We start from the raw sequence: 15,742 nt of genomic DNA, 5'->3' as shown, positions 1-15,742 counted from the left end.
ATTATGCAGACTCCTCTGGATCAGTTAACTCAAAAATATAAGCCATAGCTCTGCTGAGCGCTTTATTACTGGGGTTACCTGGTTTTAAACTAGTGGTTGCCAACGTATCTTGTGTGGTAACGCGGCTTACTTCCATCCATTCACGCAGTACTGTTGTCCAACCCAACTGCCTAGCTGTTAATTCTCCTTGGTCAAACGCGGCTTGATCTGAACCGCCGTTTAACAGCGCTTCTTGCCAACTTGCGTGATTATCTGGACGCAGTCCTTCACCCAACATTTCACTACTGTAGCCTGAGTGACTCGGTCCTTTTTCGTTAATTGCGTCTCCGGACACAATCGTGCGCCATTCATTTAACCTGCGACGATCGAGGTTCCAGTTTTTGAATACTTGGTAGACTTTATTGACGTTATTATCTTTACTGTCTTTTAAATCAGCAACCATATGAGTGACTGCACTCATGCTCAGAATGGCGCCAAAATCCCCTGCAATACTCATTAGCGTATCGGTATATAGTGCGGTATCGGAGTTATGGACGTAGTCCCATCCGTGCTCCCCTTCATCTGTTTCAATAAACGGTGCACTCCCTAAGTTTCGCTCAAGCGGCACAGGGCCCTGTTTACTAAATCTCATTGATTGAGCCGACTTTCTGCTATGAAATAAAATGTAGTCAGTATCAACTTCTGTTGTGCCTATTGGCTTAAAAACTTGAGCTTGCACGTCATGTTCCGCTGCAGATTTTTCAGTGTCACCATGATCGGAGAATAGCGCGCCAGCAGGCATTAAATAGTCAGGATCCTCAGGATGTACAATAACGCCTTCCAATTTACCAGTAGTACCAGTACCCGGTTCCACAACGTTATTTTTGAGAAAATCTAGGTAGTCTTGTAACGTTATGGGTGTGATCGGAGCACTGATCGTTTGTGGGTTGCGGCCGTCTTCGTGCGAGGAAAAAACAAGTTGATAGCGATCGCTTCGGATATATAAATCGCCTGCGCCAGTCCACCATAGCTTTACTAACTCCCGGTATCCGCTTGGAAACCCTGTTGCAGGAATATTATCATCAGCAAGTTGTTGGTCGTGATGCAGGGTTGTGTCATCAAACAATCTGACAAATCTTGGTATGGCTAGCCCTCCAGCAGGCTTGTCCGGAATTTTGGGGTTTTTAATAAAAAGAGGAATGACAAACCAAGCAACGATCATAATCAAAACCCACAATACAAATCCTAACCAGAACCTAGGTTCTTCAAATGCAGTTGTGGCATTTTCATTCGAATCCGCCAATAGCGGAATAATATAAACAAATAGCAAAAATAAAATGAGCATCACCAGCGGCCCGCTGTGAATAGCACCAAGCGCCATATTTGCCATTTGATCTTTGAAATACTCCGCAATACCGATAATGCTTTGCAACCCGGTAAATATCAGAGGTAGTACGAAAAAAACAGGCCATGATAAACCGGCAGGCAAATCATCAACACCTAACGTAGACAGCATTGTTATACCAGCGACAGCCGAAATGATAGAACCACTCATACCTAACCAATATCGGCCTTCTACTCCGTGGGTAGTGACACTTCCAAGTAACGCACCAAAGCCAATTGAAAAAGGTGTACCGAACATCAATGGCGTTGAGACGAATTCCATCCATGCGCGTTCGGTGTGCTTGCTGTTGTCAGAGAGGTAGATATGTTTGCCGTGGGGCAATACTGCTGTAATCAAAGGCAATGCCAATGCTGGCACAAAAAACAGCGAAAGCCAGCCCCATACGCTCCAATAACCGTAACCATAACCCTTAGCAATTACACCATGGCGCAACGTGTTATAGCCATCTTTAACAAAACTGGCATTCATGGCCACATGTGAACCTAACGATTGCAGATGCTGATCAAATTGATGGAATCCTTTTCTAGGATTACTTCCCGCTGTATAGGTGCGCTCTAATGCCTCAGCATAAGCATCGAAGAAGGGTTCAGGTAGGTTTTCTGAAGGCCACCATTTATCCCAGTCGTTGCCACTTAAGGTGCGTTCTCGTTGTAATAAATCTCTTGCCACTAAAGCATCAATCTCCCCCTCAACAATTGCATGTTGATTACCATCTGGCTTAGGTGCCCCACTCCACTCGTAAGCATTGATATAAGGATGAGAAACAACATCAGCGGCGATATGACAAAGGTGACCAAGCACATAAGCTCGCATTTTTTGAAGGCTTGCTGTTCGTTCAGTCGGATCAGTGATTGTGGAATTAATTCCATTTTTAACCTGATCCCAAAATTGCATAATGAAATCGCAGGTTTGTGCATTGACTATTTCTCTGTCTGAGGATGGAGTACCTTTGTGGATCGTATCAAAAACCCACGCATTACCAGGCGTTAAAACGCTTGAAAAGGCTGTGATATCAGGCCCCATTGAACCAAGCACAGCATACTGAGATATGGGATAGCTCTCATGATCTTCGCCTACGGGTCCAGCAAATAGTAGCCCTTTCATTTCAGTGCGAGGACGAGGTTCACTGGTAAAAATGGTTAGTGTCTCTTTTGCTATGGCCAACAACTGTCTATCCAAAGTGGACACAGGACCTGGGCCGTCTCCTTCAACCTTGGTTTTTAGTACGGTGTAGATATCTTTGACCCGCTCTTTGGCCAATAACATGATTGTTTTATGTGTTAAGACGGCTGGCATAATTAGGTACTCACACTGACTGGTTGAGAAGTTGATGTACTGCCTATTTGATCCGGAAGCGCATCTTGTAAACGTGTAAAAGCCTCGGTTGTATCCGCTAACCCTGTATTAACTTTTTGACTCAGGCTATCGAGTACATCGAGTATTGGTTTGAGTAAATTTTGTAAATCAATCATTTGAAGAGCAGCTAATATGTCCTGAAACACTTCACTCGGCGTTTTCAGTATCTCTTGTGCATCTAATTTACTTAATACCCTTGAACTACTGGATTTCAACGCCTCAATTGCAGCGGTTAATGGGCCTAACGGATCGAATGCCAGAACGTCTGATTGAGTTTGCATAAACGATGCTTTGGTTTCTCCCAAGATTTCATCAGGATGCAACTTAGTTATCTGATCTCGCGTAGCTTGGTGTATGGCATCCAAATCGACGATCAACGTATTTAAGCTTAGTTGTGTCTCTAGTGCCTGGATCTCCGTTATGCCATCCAGAATTGGATTGAGGAAACCATCAACAAAATCTGCTAAACGATCCTTTAGGGCGCTCACAATAGGGGTAACTATTCCAGCCAACCTTGCTGGCGTGGCAGTATCAAATATATCCGCGACAAATTGCTGAATTCCTTTATCTAGGTCATTCACGCCCAATAAGGTGAGTATCTCTACGAAAAAAGTCTTGGCGAAAGCCATCGGTTGAAACACGCGTTGAAGCTTACTTACCGCAATATCTACTTCAGATAGACCTTCATTAGCCAATTCAGTGAAATCGCTACTAGCTTGTTGAAGTGCCAGCAAATAACGCTGCTGTAGACCGACAAAAGGTGTTAGTTTTTTGTCGATATTGAGTTCAGCAATACATGTCGATAATTCGGTTTTAACGCGCCCATCAGGTAATGCAATTAATGCTGAATTGAGGTTGTTTAATTGCGGTTGCAGACGAACAATGATTTGAATTAGATCTACTTGCTGCGCAGCTTGGTAGGCAGTATCTATTTGTGCGGATGCTTTATTTGCCAACGAGACTAATTGACTTGTGCCTTCCCCTTCTCTCATCCATTCAAAAATAATGGCAAAACTATCGGCCCTCGATTGCCCCGCTCTTCCCCCCAAAACGCCACTAATAAAACTCCCAATTATGTAGGCGAGTTCTTTTGTAGGTAAGGTAGCCGCTTGCTGTTTTATTTCATTTACGGCCTGTTCTAATAATGGTTCAATTTGGTTTGGGTCAAGGGGATCAAGAAGATCTAAAATTTGTTGACGCAAACTAAGTATTTTATCGTTCCACTCATCTAATTTGAGATTAGCAAACAATGCTTGTCTGGCCTCAGACAGTGTATTCTCTAAATCTTCAAGCAACACTGAGGGCTTAAATTCATCTACCTTTTCGACGACTTGATCAAACCCCTCATTTAAAGGTGCTAGGGTATGCTCTAAATCAAAGCCAGAAAGTAAATCTTTCACTGAATCAATTGCTTGTTGAATAGGATCTAAAGCCACAGTAGGTGTTAACTCGGCAATTTTGCTCTGCACACCTTCTAACTGCTGGTTAATTTGCTCGGCGAAAGCTTGAGGATCACCTTGTGCCACAACATCTAAAACCTCATCATATTTCGCTTGAATCGAGCTCAATGCGGCCTCTAAATCTGGACGCAGTTCGAATTTTCCATCATCGCCAATCTGTAAAAGATTTTTGAGGTCATTTTGCAGCTCTTCAAGATCGACTTGTTTGATCGGTTTCACCAGATCAACCACCTCTTGCTCCATCGAATCTGGCAATAAATCAAATGGCACCTTGTCCACAACACCAGTGGTTGTATCAATAGCCTCAGTGACTGTATCAAAATACGGCGCCATATCAGCTTGACCAAGTGCGTTGGCAAAGACTTGAATTTTCTCAGCCACTTCACCAATTATCTTCTCAAGTGCTAACGAATCGACATAGCTTTTGACCGTTTGGAATACTTGCTCTAATTCAGCTTTAACAGAATCAACTGCGTTTTCAGAAGTATTCAACGCCGCCTGAAGTGATGCTAGCGCAGCTCCTAACACCGCTTGAATTTCCGCAATAAGTTCACTGATAAAATTGAGTGCTGTTGTGATTGGTACTAATACATTTTGAATAGTGTCGACCAGAGCATTGACTGGAACAGATGCCACTGCTTGTCGAATGCTGCTTAGTCCTTGCTGTAATTCTAATTTTAGTGTTTGCAGTGCTTCATTTAATGCGGTTGGAACGTCTAACACCACTTCCAGTGCTTGATGAATCGGTGACATTAAAGCGTCAATGTCAAAGGCAGTAATACCTTGTGCCACTTCGGCTGTTTTACCTTCTAATAGCGTTAACCACCCGTCTAACGTTTCGATCGGCGCTTGAGCAAAATCCACCATAAATAACGGCTGTAATTGATCAGCCAGTTGTTGAACTAAATCTTCTAACTGACTGATATTAAGGTTACCTAATTCAAGCGCTGATTTTTGAATCGATAACTTTACATCACCGGGGTTTAACTGTACTAAAGTTGCTTCGCCAAAAGCCATGCCTTCGGCAATGGCATCGTGCAAACCATTAACCGATAATTTTACGTTGGCGATCGCCTGCTTAGCGGCAGTTACTTGGTTTTCATCGTTGATATCTAACTGCTGTAAAAAATCAACTAAGGGAGCTACGCTGCCGGCCCCTAATTGTTTTTCTATAAAGTCGATTGATGCATTAATGCGTTCGTGGTCAAGTTGAGCTTGAATCACCTTAGCTAATTTTTCGCCTTCTTCAAGACGATTCCACACGCTCATTAAATTGCCAATGAGCTTAACGATGGAATCAAAAGCCGGCAATAAATCCGCCATCTTAAACTGATTTATATCGATGTTACTGCCAGTAATGTCGGCAAGGCTTTCGATAAACGCCTTGGCTGACTGAATACTTAAGTTTCCTTCCATCAATTCTGATAGCTTGCTTAGCTTAGCCAGAAAATCTTCGTTACCCGCTAAACCAATTTCAAACTCAGCTTGAAGTTTCTCCAGACTGTTTGAGATATCTAATTCATTTAGTTGCTTTGCCAAATCGACTATTTTACTGATGGATTCCACATTGACTGAACCCGATAAATGACTAACGACGGGGCTAAGATTGCTCAGTACTTGCTGAACTCCTTGTGTAATAAGCGATAAATCGATGCTTTCATTGTTGCGCGATGCGATTGAAAATTGGCCACTAATATCTGGAATACTAACCATGTCTAAATCGTTTAAAGACGCAGTAATATTGCCTTCTAAATTAAGTAAAGGGCCACTGGTATCCAATTTAGCGCTTAATTCAATGCTTAGACCCATGTTAGTCCCCTCCGGCTGGAGGTGAGTCAAATAAGGATTCTAGTGGCGTAAACAAATCCGCTGCACCTGCGAGTACGTCTTTTAAGGTTTGTGCCGCGGGTTCAATAGGCTGTAATAAATCGCCAATATCAGGCAGAGGTACAAGTAATCCGGGTAAATCAAGCAGGTCAAGTCCCAACTCAATATCTAAACTAAGGTCAGGGGCGACTAAACCTAAACCTGGGCTAGCGGGTTCAGGTGGCTCAGTGTATTCTCGCAAACGTATGAAATAAAAGAATTGTCCTGGGTAATCAGCATTTTCTTCCAAGCTCAATGTTTCAATAATGACTTGTTCCAATTCTGACTCATTTACAATATCAGCAACGAAATCTACCGGCTGGGCTTCAAGAAATGCCTTTCTAACATTTTCGGTAAGAAACTCATCCCGAGCCTCGTCGCCATACAAAGAGCCACTAATATCGACCACCAAAGCCCCACGCCCCAGATCTTGGTGTAAATCTCCAGATAACCCAGGCACGGGCAATCTCAATAATCGACGAGACTCCTGCGATTGGATATTAGAAATTCTGGGTATTTCCCAACCATTGATCATGGGTTTGATTAGCATGCCAATCTCCCTATAAATCCGTTTATATTTATCCGTCGTGTTCCTTCAAATATGCACCTGAGATGGCTAATTTCATCACCCCAGTTGTACTGTGCAATCTTTGTCAGCTTTTACACCGAATCATTACCTGAGTAATAAAACTAGCGGATGGCAGTGGATCACGACATGAATAAAACAGACTACAATAAGATCTATAACTAAAACGAAGATATAGGATTTATGAACCTTTAGATCTATATGAATTAACTTTTACATGCTCAGAAATATGGCAAAATAATGTTTATTTATCGATAGCGTTAGTGAGGTCGCGAGGGATGAAAATTAGTGTGATGGGTGACCGTTGACACTATAGCGTGCAGCCGCTTCAGAACGACTCTTAACGTGCATGCGCTCAAGGATTTGATGTACATGATTTTTTACGGTAGATAACTCAATATTCAACCTTCGAGCAATCTCTTTGTTAGAAAGTCCTATTGCGATCAACTGCATGACGATCGATTGTCTGCGTGTCAACACTGGGCGACCGTCATAAATTTGAGTCCCTATCTCCCGGACGCTCGAAATATTACTCCGGAACAAATTAGCTATTTCTTTGGGGTAACACAAATGCCCAGAGTAAACCGTTGCTATACAATTTTTTAAGTCGTCCACACCATCGCTATTCGTGATGATACCTTCGACCCCTAAAGCAATATACTCACCCGGTAATGTCATTTCAAAGGAAGAAGTAATTAATACGATTTTCGTTAAAGGCTGGACTTCTTTGATAGTGGTGATTAGCAGCAGCACATCATTGATGCTGCCATCTATTATTGCAATATCAGTGGAACATTGATCAATCGTTCTAATAGCTTGCTTGCTAGAGCTGTAGGTATTCGCAACTTTAATTCCCTTGCCGGAATTAAGGTGACTGGAGATAACTTCGCGGTAAATTCTACTTTCGATGATAAGACTTAATTCGATATCCATTCTGGCTAATTCTTTATGTTTTATCAGTTTACGTCCTACTGCAACACCTCGCGTCTAACGAGGTAATTTTATTATACTGAATATTTTTTTAATCTGGTGTTCAAAGCATAGTTTATATTCTGATAAATTCCCTCATTGGGTAGTCCATAACTACATTAAAATAACCAAAATTCGTAGTAACCCTAAACTCATTCAGATAGCGTCAAGACTCGGCGATTCCTTGTTTAAGTGCTCACGATCTATGGGTTTAAAATTAGATGATATTTTATTTTTAGGACTGGTCACCGACGTATTCGAAGCAATGCCATTTTTAATACTAATTTGGGTTAAGCGGGTATTCTGTATGGTGATATCAGAACGGATTTAATGCTTTTTGCTTTTTGCTTTTTGCTTTTTATAAAAGCAAAAAAAAAGCCACATGCAGTATTATTGCATATGGCCTTTTGACTCTGTGCTACGTCGTATTGCGACTATTGTTACATTACGAATCTAACATTAAATGATGCAATTCTTGGTGCACCAATCCAACCAGCATTTGGCGCAATAGAGCCAAGATACTCTTCGTCAAATACGTTGTTTACAGTGAAGCTAAGCTCTACGCTTTCAATGCTTCCACCGATGTCATAGGCAGTTTTACCGACATATAAATCACTCACTACGTAAGAGTCCGTTTCTTGGGTGTTTAATTGGTCTAAGAAACGCTCACCTACGTATTTAGTACTGAAACCAGCGTAAAAATCATTATTGGCATAGTCAAAACTAATGACGGCCATGTCTTCAGGGCTACCTATTACAGTTTTCCCACTGAACGCTGCGTCGGTGTAAGTCGAATCATTTTTGGTGTATGAAACATACACACCGAACGTATCAGTGATGTTGTAATCAAGTGATGCTTCAATACCGTCAGATTCAATACCACCTTCGTTAACATATCCACCAGCTGCGGCTTCTAAGAAGTCGATACCATTGACACTTTCATTGCTAACAAAAGTAATACGGTTTTCAAACTTAATGTTGTAATACGTTATATTGGCATTAAAACCGGGCGTTGAATAACGCAAACCAAAGTCAATATTATCCGCAGTTTCAGGTTCAACTTGGCTAATATCTGTATCATCACGCTCCAGTACAGCATCTTTTACCGCTGCAAAGTTTTCAGCATAGCCACCGAATAGTTCTAAGCCTTCTAGCGGTAATGGTGCCACAAAGCCCGCCGAAATTAACACATCTGAATCAGATGAAATGTCTAAATCGTTCTCAGGAACGAATTGATCATCTTTAGACACATCAACATTAAATTGCTTTGCGCCTAAGCGGAATTTAGCAAAACCGGCATCCAGCTCATCTTCAACGTAATACATCAACGTTTCTACTGGGAATTCACGATCGTATTGCACCCAATAAGGGGTCTCATCATAGCGAGCACTCGTTGCTGCATCGATGGTTTTATGCCAATCACGATACTCGTCACGTTGGTAATCTTCATACCAGAAACCACCACGTACCACGTTTTCCATATCAGAAATACTGGTATGCCATACAAAATCACCATTTATGCCGTAACGCTTTTTATTATAATGTGTATGACGGTTTGAGCTTACTGGTATGGCGCCTTGCTCGTAGCAACCTGGGTCGATTTCAGCCCCACCGCCGCCATAAGGGAAGCCAATAGAACTAGCACATCCATCGATAGGTGAAAGCGTCTCGCCTGCGCGATTAACAAAATAAATTAAGCCCTGAGATGCACCACCAAAGGCTGTAGAAGATGAATCTAGCTCAGAATTTGGGTTACCTACCCCGTCATCAGTCACATCTGCGATGTAATATGGGATCCACTTGCCCGCACCTTCATTTTCGTGGTAGTAAACGTTGGTACTGAAATCAACACTGCCCACGGCAAAGTCTGCTTTTAAATAAGTAAAAAAGTTTTCACGCTCTGTTACCCAACCTTCACGGAACACTTGGTCTTGGTATGGCACGCCAGACCAATCTTCAGTCAGGCCATCCCATTGAGAATTTTGCTCATACTGGGCTAAACCGTAAATACGTTGATAGGTATATTCTTCTGCATCGTCGTAACTAACATAACCTGTAAGATTAACTTCACCAATGGTGCTGATTATTTTACCTTCGGCGTGATCACGTTTATTGGTAATCGACCCATCCATGTAGTCATCATTCTGCTGGCTTGATAAAGACATCCATGCAAACGTATCTTGTGCTATCTCGCCTGTGTCATAACGGACGTAGAATTTACGCGCGTTATGTTCAGCAAGCGTTGTGCTTACAGTAAGTTTTTCATCTAACGCAGGCAAAATAGTCGTGAAATCCATGGTTCCACCAAGGGCTTCGTTTGAACGAGAGCTGATATCAGCCGTGCCCTGAGATACTTCGATACCACGCAAGTTTTCAGTATCAATATATCGGCTAGCTTTAGTGCCACCACCGTAGTTAGAGTTACCATTTGATATCCCATCGACTGTCATACCGATTTGCTGAGATTCTAGATTCAACTGAAATCCACGAATTGAAATCGTTGTGGACCACTCATCAGAGCCAAACGGGTCGCCTTCGGTAACCAATACGCCTGGCAGGTTATCAACCAAAGACAAAACACTTGTCATCGGCGTTTGCTGCTTTTTCATTTCTTCAGTTGCAGCACTATTTGCGTAAGAAACACTACGACCAGTAACAACGATAGATTCCACGTCTTCTTGTTGTTTTTTTGCGTTGGCTAAGGTTTCTGCTTCTTGAGAAAAGGCCGAAAGTGATGTCATCGACATGGCTGAAAGCACAGACAGTGCAATTAGGCTTTGCTTCTTAGGCACATATATATTCATAAAAAGTCCTGTTTTGTGTGTTGTGTTTTTATTGTGTGAATTGATGGTTAATTCCTTTATTTAATTAATTATCTGAATCTATTTTGGTGAAATCGATCTCGTTGCCCTTAGGCGAGCTGTCTATATTTTTGACTGTTTTAGGTTTGCTGTAGGCAATGAAAATGGCACAACTGAAGAACAGTCCAATGACCAATGCCCCGACCCACTGAATTTGTAAAAACTCTAGTTTAAACAGCAGGGTTAGTAGAGATAACGTGACCACGTTTAAGGCAATATAATTGAACTTTCCTAAACGCTTTACCGTCATATTCAAGTTATCTGTGTATAGGCGAATGAGCGAATCGAGAGAATTGATCACAAATACAATGCCCACAAAGGCCATCGCAAAGTTTTTAAGGCCTGTAGTAGGAATGCCGGCTTCATGATATTGATAAAGTACACTAAACCAAACTGCGATGGGGATAGAAGGAAATATCAGCATGGCGCCCAACACTTGATAAGTGCGTAACCCCCCGACAAAACGCGAGGTAAATTGGCCAATCATTATGCTCCATGCAAACCACCAGAATAGATAAAACTCATGGTAAACATTCAGCGGCAGTACAAAGTCTTCTATGTTGCCGAAGTAACTGCCTATCAGCTCTAAATTATGGCTGAACGCGGCCACTTGGCTCTCGCTGCCCATAAATGCGCCAGCCCACATAAAAGCAATTAAGGCGATAAACAACCACGTAGTCGAGATACTGAGCAGCCGTACGTATTTAATGTCAGTACTGGAGTAAACGGCGAAACAGATTGCCGCGAACACGATGAAATAGAAGGTAGGAACAACAGATTCTCCATCACCAATAGCCGGGATATACCAAGGTAGGTTCGCCAGTAACAAAGAAGCAGTAAATGCGCAGGTACCAATAATCACTACATTATTGATAAATTTGACCAAGGGAATTTCGAAAAATCTAACTTTGGGCTCTACCACGCAGAAATAGAAACAGGTAACAAAATAAAATCCCCAAATCAGAAACCCCCAATAACCAAACTCAATGGCCATTGGATTGGTAAATGCATACTCTGGGCTTGCTTTTAAGTCGGCATAACCGGCGAATTCAGTGAGCGGAAACATAATCAAACCCACGTCTAGGCCTGATGTGAATAAGATCGCGATAAAGGTAAACAACCTGACCGGCGTCACGCCGATACATTGTACATTTCCCCACTTAATCAAAATAACCACAATGGCTAAAAGAGTAAAAATGATCCCTGCGTTAAGCCATAAGGTCATTAAAACTTCCCCAAAATAAACGATAATGCTGCATATTTCTTCCTGTTTTGTGACTCGCATTACGCAGCAAAATATCGATTTTGCTGCGCTTCAGGTGGCCAGATTAAATCTTCGAACTACGCTGTATCGTTTGCCAATCACTTGGAATAGCAACACTTACCGGTGAATGACTAAGCGCTGGTTTACCCAAAATGATGTCTGCTGCTTTTTCTGCCACCATAATAGTAGGCGCATTTAAATTGCCATTTGGTACAGTGGGAAAAATTGAAGAATCAACCACACGTAACCCCGCAATGCCATGCACCTGAGTACTTGAATCAACCACGGCCATATCGTCTTCACCCATCTTGCATGAACACGAAGGATGGTAAGCACTCTCGGTTGCTTGGCGCACGAAAGCATCGATTTCTTCATCCGTTTGTATGTGCTTACCTGGCTGAATTTCATCATCTCGATATGCATCGAATGCACTTTGCTCGATAATTTCACGAGTTAAACGCACGCAAGCTCTAAACCCTTCAATATCATCTTGATGTTGTAGGTAATTGAATTGAATTTTGGGTGCTATCGTAGGATCCGCTGACTGAATAGTCACCGCACCTCGGCTTTTCGGTTTATTGTGGCCTACGTGCACTTGAAAACCATGACCCGCAAACGCGCTTCTGCCGTCGTAGCGCATGGCTGCCGGTAAGAAGTGATACTGAATGTCGGGCCATTGCACACCTGCTTTTGAGCGAATAAAAGCACAAGATTCAAAATGATTGCTCGCCCCAAGACCTTTGCGGGTAAATAACCAACGTGCGCCAATCAAGCCTTTTGAAATCAAACCAAGTTTGCCGTTTAAGGTAATGGGTTGCTTGCACTTATATTGAAAGTAAAACTCTAAGTGATCTTGAAGGTTTTGCCCTACGCCGGGTAAATGGTGTTTCACCGCAATACCCGCGTTTTTTAAGGTTTCACTATCACCAATACCAGAAAGCTGCAATAAATGCGGTGAGCCAATCGAGCCTGCACTTAACACCACTTCTTTACTTGCTTTAGCTGTTACCTTTTCGCCGTTAACACTGTATTGAACACCAACGGCTTGTTTACCATCGAGCAAGACTTTTTCAGCCAGTGCACCTGTCACTATGGTTAAGTTACTCCGTGACTTAACTGGATCAAGGTATTCGCGACTTGCCGAACTGCGCACACCGTCTTTTACGGTCATATGCATCGGGCCAAAACCCTCTTGCTGCCCAGCGTTGTAATCATCAGTTGCGGCGTAGCCTGCTTGTTGTCCGGCTTCGATAAAGGCTTTATAAAGTGGGTTGGCCATTTCATTGCCATTATTGACCCCAAGAGGTCCACTATCGCCACGGTAAGCATCTTTACCTAAATAGAATGACTCTGCCTTTTGAAAGTACGGTAAGCAGGACTGGTAGTCCCAGCCATCGGCGCCGTGCTCTTGCCACTCGTCAAAATCTTTGGCGTGACCACGAACATACACCATGCCATTAATAGACGACGAGCCACCTAACACTTTGCCTCTGGGGCAATGCATTTTGCGATTATCTAAATAAGGTTCTGATTCTGTGTGAAACTGCCACGCGTATTTATCACTGTTCATGGGAATGGATAACGCGGTGGGCATTTTGATAAATATATTGTTATCACTACCGCCGGTTTCCAGCAGCAGAACTCGTTTATCAGAGTCTTCTGAGAGTCTATTGGCTAGTACGCAACCCGCAGAGCCAGCACCGACTATGATGTAATCGTAATTAAGTCCCGCCATTAAAACGGGCTCTCAATGTTGCTCATACCCACATAAATAGATTTGGTTTGCGTGTAGTGATCGAGCGTTTCAATGCCGTTTTCACGGCCAATACCCGATTGTTTGTAACCCCCTACAGGCATTTCTGCTGGTGAGTTACCGTAACTGTTTATCCAACATATACCGGCTTGCAAGCGGTGTATCACGCGATGCGCGCGCTTTATGTCTTGGGTAAACACACCGGCAGCTAAGCCCAAGTGGGTATCGTTTGCACGCTGAATAACATCTTCTTCGTCTTCAAATACCAATACACACATAACGGGCCCAAAAATCTCTTCTTTGACAATCGTCATGTCATCACGGCAATCCACAAACACGGTTGGTGCAACAAAGTAGCCGTTAGGTGCAGACTCAGGATTAAGCATAGTGCCGCCAGTTAATACCGTCGCGCCCTCTGCAATCCCCTTATCGATGTAGCTCATCACCAAGTTTTGATGATTTTTTGAAATAAGTGCGCCTAAATTAACGCTAGGATCAAGAGGATCGCCCGCGATAATATTTTGTTCGGTACGGGTTTTAAGCTCATCAATAAAGGCCTGATAAACGGCTTTATGCACATAAACCCGAGTGCAATTGGTACACACTTCGCCTTGGGTGTAAAAGTTACCAAGCATGGCTGCGCTTACAGCTTGAGATACATCGGCATCATCAAATACCAATAAAGGCGACTTTCCGCCAAGCTCCATGGTCACATCTTTTAACGAGCCCGCTGCACTGGCGACTACTTTTTTACCTGTGCCTACTTCGCCGGTAAACGAAACCTTTTCAATATCAGAGCTTTGCGTTAACCACTGCCCCACCTCTGCGGCACCTTGCACCACATTAAATACACCTGCTGGCACACCCGCTTCAGTAAAAATTTCAGCTAGCTTAATTGCGCCTAACGGGGTTTCTTCTGACGGCTTAAAAATAAGTGCATTGCCTGCAGCGAGTGCAGGACCTGACTTCCAGCAAGCAATTTGCAATGGATAGTTCCACGCGCCAATGCCAGCACATATTCCAAGGGGTTCTTTACGGGTGTAGTAAAAATCATCACCCACCATTTGTTGTTGACCAACTTGTGCTGGAGCTAATCCGGCGAAATACTCAATGACATCTGCGCCGGTTTGCACATCAACGCACTCGGCTTCTTGCCAAGGTTTACCTGTGTCTAGCACTTCAATTTTTGCCAGCTCATCATTACGTTCACGTAGTAGATTCACTGCTTTTAATAAAATACGACTGCGCTCAATGGGCGTCATACCAGACCAAATGGCAAAACCTTGCTTTGCACTTTTAATAGCGGCGGCCTGAATAGTCTCATCAGCCACTTCAACTCGGTAAATCACCTGATCGGTGGCAGGGTTTTTCACCTCGAAAGTGTCGCCACTTTGATTCCCTAAGAATTGGCCATGAATAAAGTTTTGGTAAACCGGTGTTGTCAAATTAAGCTCCATACTGCTTGATAAGTGAATTTACATAGTTCTTTGCTAAGTATTCACAGCGTTCAAATTCATTTTCATCAGATTTACTTAGCACTGCCCGTAACCACAAGCCATCAATCATCGCTGCACATAGTTGTGCTGCTAATTTGGCATCGTCGTCGCTCATTAACTGTTTAAATGAACAGGCCAAGTTACTAAAAAGTCGTCGGCTGTTTACAATCTGTAAACGGTGTAATTCATAATCATGCATCGATTGCGACCAGAAACTTAACCACGTTTTAGTGGTTTCGCTTTGCTGCTGTAGTCGAGAAAAATTCGCTTCAATGATTAGCATTAACCTTTGTTCTGGTGTCGTCGTCGGGGTGAGCCCTTCCATCAGCACCTTCTTTAAGTTCGATAACAAATAACGCACGGTGGCTTCGATCAAGCCCTGTTTACCAGCAAAATAATGGCTGATAATGCCGGACGATAAGCCCGCTTTTTCGCTGATGCGATTAATGGTCGTGGCCTGTAATCCAAATTCGGCCACTGACTCAATAGTTGCGTCTATTAACTGCTGACGTCGAACTGGTTGCATTCCAACTTTAGGCATATTTTTGTTAATTGAACGTTCAATAAAAAACAAACCTTAGGGCAATAGAGTTAATAATTCAATGTTGACAAACTGTGAATGGGCTATATCAAATGCGTTGAATTGAACCTAAGTTACTGTAATGCCGTACAAATACCGTCATCTAAAAAAGATTAAAATAAATTCAAATTTATGATCAAAAACCAATAAAATCAGCAACATCCAAT

General features: G+C 42.8%; 9 protein-coding genes. All 9 read right to left on the bottom strand.

Features of this window, described 5'->3' with window-relative positions; all coding sequences use genetic code 11:
• Position 1: 1 nt before the first annotated feature.
• The 9 genes from GQS54_RS13835 to betI all read right to left on the bottom strand — a co-directional run bounded on the left by GQS54_RS13835 (position 2) and on the right by betI (position 15,536).
• A complete protein-coding gene (locus GQS54_RS13835) occupies positions 2-2,680 on the bottom strand; it encodes a zinc dependent phospholipase C family protein (protein ID WP_166424571.1) in 2,679 nt (892 codons plus the stop codon).
• Positions 2,681-2,682: 2 nt separating this feature from the next.
• Entirely contained in the window at positions 2,683-6,009 is a 3,327-nt protein-coding gene (locus tag GQS54_RS13830) for a hypothetical protein (RefSeq protein ID WP_166424570.1), read from the bottom strand.
• A gap of 1 nt (position 6,010) precedes the next feature.
• Positions 6,011-6,616 (bottom strand): hypothetical protein, encoded by a 606-nt coding sequence (locus GQS54_RS13825; RefSeq protein WP_166424569.1) that lies wholly within the window; start codon positions 6,614-6,616, stop codon positions 6,011-6,013.
• Between the two features lie 321 nt (positions 6,617-6,937).
• Positions 6,938-7,585, bottom strand: a complete 648-nt coding sequence (locus GQS54_RS13820) for a response regulator transcription factor (protein WP_166424568.1) — start codon at positions 7,583-7,585, stop codon at positions 6,938-6,940.
• 476 nt (positions 7,586-8,061) lie between these two features.
• On the bottom strand, positions 8,062-10,425 hold the full coding sequence (locus GQS54_RS13815; protein ID WP_166424567.1) for a TonB-dependent receptor: 2,364 nt from the start codon (positions 10,423-10,425) through the stop codon (positions 8,062-8,064).
• 64 nt (positions 10,426-10,489) lie between these two features.
• Complete coding sequence (locus GQS54_RS13810; RefSeq protein WP_240919945.1) at positions 10,490-11,707, bottom strand: BCCT family transporter; 1,218 nt, start codon at positions 11,705-11,707, stop codon at positions 10,490-10,492.
• 103 nt (positions 11,708-11,810) lie between these two features.
• Entirely contained in the window at positions 11,811-13,481 is a 1,671-nt protein-coding gene (betA, locus tag GQS54_RS13805; protein WP_166424565.1) for a choline dehydrogenase, read from the bottom strand.
• Positions 13,481-14,944 carry a betaine-aldehyde dehydrogenase gene (gene betB / locus GQS54_RS13800; protein WP_166424564.1) on the bottom strand — a complete coding sequence of 488 codons (1,464 nt, stop codon included), beginning with the start codon at positions 14,942-14,944 and terminating at the stop codon, positions 13,481-13,483. The genes betA and betB overlap by 1 nt, the downstream gene beginning before the upstream one ends.
• A 1-nt stretch (position 14,945) precedes the next feature.
• A complete protein-coding gene (gene betI, locus GQS54_RS13795) occupies positions 14,946-15,536 on the bottom strand; it encodes a transcriptional regulator BetI (RefSeq protein ID WP_166424563.1) in 591 nt (196 codons plus the stop codon).
• Positions 15,537-15,742 lie beyond the last annotated feature (206 nt).

The organism is Paraglaciecola sp. 20A4, assembly GCF_011378905.1.
Classification (GTDB): Bacteria; Pseudomonadota; Gammaproteobacteria; order Enterobacterales; family Alteromonadaceae; genus Paraglaciecola.
This window is presented reverse-complemented; position numbering and strand designations above follow the sequence as displayed.